Genomic DNA, 5,165 nt, shown 5'->3' on the forward strand with positions numbered 1-5,165 from the left:
GCGCTCCATCAGTGGCCTCTGGAACACAATTGGGCGCGTCCTCAAACTCTTCACGCCAAACGAATGCCAGAACTATTTCGCCGCCGCTGGATACGATGCAACATGATCGGATTCCGATCTAGCCATTCTTCGAGCTTCCGCGCTGTCTTCGAGCGGATCATGGACTGGAAGTCGCCGATGGCCGTGCGGGCGGCTACAAGCTCCGGGACGTTCACTTCGATCGCCGCAACAAGTATGGCTTCGGACTTTGCAAGGTCATCGCGTGCGGTGGTCATGAGCCGTGCGATGACCCGTGTGGACGGCGTTCTGGCGAGCCCGCTCTGATTGGCCTTTTCCGCAAGACGTCGGCGTTGCGCCCATTGCGAGACGACACCACTCTGCCCCGCAAAACCCTTCGTCTTCATATCGCGCCAGAGTGCCGAAGCATTCCGTGCCCCTTCCTCCCAGCGGCTGTTGAGCCAAGGCAGCCAGCCATCCAAAGAGCTGGGTCGCGTTCGGAATACGTCGAGACGCTGGCCCCTTAAAACGTCGCGAACGAGCTTACGGCTATGGCCGGTTTGCCGCACGATCTGTCGAATGGATGTTCCCTTCTTCGACAGCTCCCGGACCGCCTCGTTTGTTTCCTGGCGGCGTAGATATCCCTCATACTGCAGCTTCTCAGCGTATGTCAGAAGCTTGGGATCAACGACATTGCTGCCGACAGCCTGTCTGATCTGCCGCATCAACTTGCCGACGGCATCGAGGAAAGCCCGGCTGGAATTTTCCATCAGGTGCCATCGATCGGCGACCTGCTCAGCATCGGACAAAGCCTTCGCTATGGCCTCACCATAGCCACCGCCCCGATCACGGGCGACAATCGATATCGACGGATGCTCTGCAAGCCATGTTCGAGACGTATCCAGCGCACGATCCGGCAAAAGGGTAACGGGTCTGCGCCGTTCAAGATCACAAACAATCGTTCCGTACGTTTGCCCTCGCCTGAAGGCAAAGTCGTCAATGCCTATAACGTTGAGGTCTTCGTTTCGATCACCAATACGGCGGCGAACCACCCGCAATAACGTGTCGTTGCTCACCGGTATCATAAGGGCCTCGGCAAACGCTGCGGCAGGTCTACCGCCAAGCGCCAGCCCAAGATGGTGAACAATCGTCTCCAGCCTTTGGGTGCGTCGACCATAGCGAGCCAGCACGTTGTCACCGAATTGTTCGCAGAAGATACGCCGGCCGCACAGTACGGCATCGCACAAGAACCGACGCGTCACGACGGTCAACTCTACCCGCCGGCCACTGAGAGGTAAGTCAGCAGGTCGCCGCTCATATCGGCTTTGAATTCGCCGGCTTACTCGCCCGCAGGCTGGACAAGCTGCTGATAGATTGCGCGATCGAAGCCGAACTTGAACACATTCCCCAACGATCGTCACTGTCTCTACAACAAGGCCGAACGGCGCGAGACTGGCATGCGGCAATCGATGGCCCCATTGCTGATCCTCCGGTGAATCAGCGCAAACCTCCTTCACGACAGCAGCAAATGTGAGTCAGAGCCACTTCTCGGTGGAAACGCCGGGTCAGCTCTCAATGGAAATCAACAGACATGGCCCGCACACTCCTCTGGCTGATGATCCGGGCAGCCCAACGTGATCCAAACCCTCGCAAGGCACTCGACGGCCTCCGGGACGCGATCGTCACCGAGCTTGAAAAGCAAGGCTTCCATGTGAAATACGCCGAAGATGACTTCGAGGCGCTGGCCGCCAAATATGCGCGCAACATCAACCCGTTCCTGAAGAAGCGCCACCTTGGGCCTACCAGCGACGATGTCCCGACCGATCCCGCGTCCGGCTCCTCATCCTGATGCCTGCGACGTCATTCTGGCTCGTCTCCGCAAACGCCGTTTATCTGTTCTGTGTTCTATCCCCCCCCCCCATTACTCCATAAAACGCCGTTTGCAGAAGAATCGCGGATCGGGTGCGGAGGGAGGCTCAATTGAGGAGGTATCCGCTTGCTTTGGGGATCTGGCCGCCGAAAATGAAAACTCTGGTCTTTATCTGAAAATGTTGATATCCGATCCGGCATGAAGCGTTGTATGGATCTAGTGTTGGCGTGCTGCGGCCTTGTGATTTTGTGGCCGTTCATGTTGATAATCGCCGGGGTAATAAAATGCACCTCCAAAGGGCCGGCGCTGTTTGCGCAAGGTAGGGTAGGACGCGAGGAAGGCGTGTTTATGTGTCTGAAATTCAGGACCATGGCCGCAGGCTCTCCAAACGTGGCCTCTCATGAGGCGTCGAGTGTGTGGATAACACCGGTGGGAAGATTTCTTCGACGGTGGAAACTGGACGAACTTCCGCAATTGTTCAACGTCGTTCTAGGTCAGATGAGCCTAGTGGGGCCAAGGCCCTGCCTGCCGTCTCAGGTATCACTGATATTGGAGCGTCGGCAAAGAAATGTGTTTTCGGTTCGACCGGGGATCACTGGTCTCGCTCAAATCGCAAATATCGATATGTCTCAGCCTGCTCGGCTCGCCGAGGTCGATGCGTTCTACGTGAGGAACCATTCTTCACTTGGCGATATCAGGATAATGATATCGACAGTTGTAGGCTCGGGTTTTGGTGACGCAGCGGAGAAGTGAACAAATTGTCTCCTATGTCGAAGGGTTGCATTTCAGAAAACGTAGGCTTGTGCTTCAAAGTTATTGTGATCACGCTGATAACCCATTTTTTTGTCTAAAGATCACGAAATACTAATAACTTATGCTAGGCTGAGCCAAGAATTACGGATCACCTGTAGAAATCAGGATGCGGCACATTGGGTTTTCTATCGTCGTACCAGTCGGATAACTTAGTAGTGCCGCTTCTTGGGTTATCGCGGGCTCACAAGCGTATAATCGCTTTGACCGTTGACGCAGCCATTTGCGTTTTCACGGTTTGGTTCGCTTTTTTTCTCCGGCTGGGCAACTTTGTTGCGCTTTCCGACAATGCCCTCTGGGCGGCGGTTGCTTCAATCGCCCTTGCTATTCCCATTTTTATCGTTTCCGGTCTTTACCGCGCTATTTTTAGATACAGTGGCTGGCCGGCTTTGCTTGCCGTGGTGCGGGCCGTTGCAATTTACGGTCTGTTTTATTCTACAATATTCACGGCGATCAGCCTGCCTGATGTCCCTAGAACTGTTGGCTTGATTCAACCAATCCTGCTATTGTTATTCGTGGGCGGATCACGTGTGCTGGCGCGTTTCTGGCTCGGCGGGCACTACAATACGATATTGAAGCATGCGAGCCGTCCAAAGGTGTTGATTTATGGCGCTGGGTCGACTGGGCGCGAGCTTGCGACCGCAATGACAAACAGCCCTGAAATGCAGGTCATCGGTTTCCTTGATGATGACCCAAGCCTTCACCGCAGGCTCTTAAATGGATTGCCTGTCCATAACCCTGCGGACTTGGCGCCACTGGCAAGGAAATGGAACGTAGCGCATGTGCTCCTCGCCATGCCCAATATCAGCCGAAATCGTCGGAACGAAATACTGGTTTCGTTGAGCGAGCACCAGATCTCAGTGAGAACGCTACCGAGTTTGATCGACTTGGCTCAAGGCCGCGTTACTGTCTCTGATGTTCGCGAGCTCGAAGTAGATGACTTGCTTGGGCGCGATCCGGTTACGCCGGATGCAGCGTTGCTTGGAGAACTTGTGGCCAACCGTGTCGTATTAGTCACCGGGGCAGGCGGTTCGATTGGTAGCGAACTGTGCCGACAAATCATAAGGATGAGCCCCAAAAAACTACTGTTGGTCGATCAGAGCGAATATGCCTTGTACGCGATCCATCAAGAATTGGAGCGAAAATGCGCGGCAAATCAGATACCGGTTGTACCACTTCTTGCTTCGGTCACAGACGCGAAGCGGATGCAGAAGATCATGAAGACGCTCCGGCCAGAAACAGTCTATCATGCGGCGGCGTATAAGCATGTGCCCCTCGTCGAACACAATCCCGGGGAGGGTATCCGCAATAATGTTTTTGGTACGCTTCATACGGCACAGGCCGCCGCCGCCAGCGGCGTACAGAATTTTGTGTTGATCAGCACTGACAAGGCCGTCAGACCGACGAATCTCATGGGTGCCAGCAAGCGGCTCGCGGAAATGGTGCTGCAGGCGCTTGCGGATGCCGGTGCTCCGACAACGTTCTCAATGGTTCGGTTTGGCAATGTTCTCGGTTCATCGGGTTCGGTCGTGCCGAAGTTTCGCCAGCAGATTCGAGAGGGCGGTCCTATAACTTTGACACATCCGGAAATTACCCGTTACTTCATGACAGTGCCCGAGGCTGCGCAGCTTGTTATCCAAGCTGGCGCTATGGCGGAGGGTGGGGACGTCTTCGTTCTGGATATGGGGCAGCCGGTGCGAATATTTGACCTCGCGCGTAAAATGGTGGAGCTTTCGGGATTGACATTGCGGGACGAGGCTCACCCGGATGGCGACGTGGAGATTAAGATCACCGGATTACGGCCAGGAGAAAAGCTCTACGAAGAGTTGCTGATCGGAGATAATCCTCGCCCGACTTCGCATGAGCGCATACTCAAGGCTCAAGAGGCGTTTACTTCTTGGGGTGAACTTGAGCCAAAACTTCAAATTCTAAAAAGACTTACCGCGGAGAACGACGTCTCTGCGATCCAAAGGAGGGTGCAGGAACTTGTGCCCGAATATGTTTCCAATGGAGAGATAGTGGATTGGATCCATACGGGAGAGATAGCGGTTGAATAGGTGGATACCGATTTTGGAGCGGTGCATTCAGGGTGAATAGCCCCGAGTTTCTTAGACACCCTCGGGTTATGATTTCTGCCTGTTTTCGAATTCAACAGGCGACAGCATCCCGTTCCTGACATGCTTGCGTTTCGGGTTGTAGAACATTTCGATGTAATCGAACACATCCTGGCGAGCCTCATCGCGTGAACGATATAGCTTGCGGCGTATCCTCTCTCGTTTCAGGAGATTGAAGAAGCTTTCGGCTACAGCGTTGTCATGACAATTTCCTGCACCGCTCATCGAGTGGATCAGATTGTGATGCTTTGACTGACCTGCCACTGAACTTTCATCCGGCTGCGATTAGAGCCTCGGCGGTTTTTGATACGCCAAATGGCGCGGCTTGAGCAACCGGCGGAAACGCGTAGCTTTCACATTGCGCAGCGTTGGAG

General features: G+C 54.5%; 3 protein-coding genes and 3 pseudogenes. 4 read left to right on the forward strand and 2 right to left on the reverse strand.

Annotated features, from left to right (window positions below; all coding sequences use genetic code 11):
• A pseudogene (locus LQK84_RS24845) lies at nt 1–106 on the forward strand (IS630 family transposase); the annotation flags it as partial.
• 19 nt (nt 107–125) lie between these two features.
• Here LQK84_RS24845 and LQK84_RS24850 read toward each other — a convergent pair.
• Nucleotides 126–1,514, reverse strand: a pseudogene (locus LQK84_RS24850) (ISL3 family transposase); the annotation flags it as partial.
• Between the two features lie 74 nt (nt 1,515–1,588).
• Here LQK84_RS24850 and LQK84_RS24855 point away from each other — a divergent pair.
• The 3 genes from LQK84_RS24855 to LQK84_RS24865 all read left to right on the forward strand — a co-directional run bounded on the left by LQK84_RS24855 (nt 1,589) and on the right by LQK84_RS24865 (nt 4,734).
• Nucleotides 1,589–1,846, forward strand: a complete 258-nt coding sequence (locus LQK84_RS24855) for a hypothetical protein (protein ID WP_230831466.1) — start codon at nt 1,589–1,591, stop codon at nt 1,844–1,846.
• 231 nt (nt 1,847–2,077) lie between these two features.
• Entirely contained in the window at nt 2,078–2,620 is a 543-nt protein-coding gene (locus LQK84_RS24860) for a sugar transferase (RefSeq protein ID WP_330166436.1), read from the forward strand.
• Nucleotides 2,621–2,874: 254 nt separating this feature from the next.
• Entirely contained in the window at nt 2,875–4,734 is a 1,860-nt protein-coding gene (locus LQK84_RS24865; protein WP_230831468.1) for a polysaccharide biosynthesis protein, read from the forward strand.
• Nucleotides 4,735–4,800: 66 nt separating this feature from the next.
• On the opposite strand, the pseudogene LQK84_RS24870 reads toward LQK84_RS24865, so the two are convergent.
• Nucleotides 4,801–5,040, reverse strand: a pseudogene (locus tag LQK84_RS24870) (IS3 family transposase); the annotation flags it as partial.
• Nucleotides 5,041–5,165: the final 125 nt, after the last annotated feature.

Origin of the sequence: Rhizobium sp. C4, from assembly GCF_021026315.1 — a bacterium.
Classification (GTDB): domain Bacteria; phylum Pseudomonadota; class Alphaproteobacteria; order Rhizobiales; family Rhizobiaceae; genus Ensifer_A.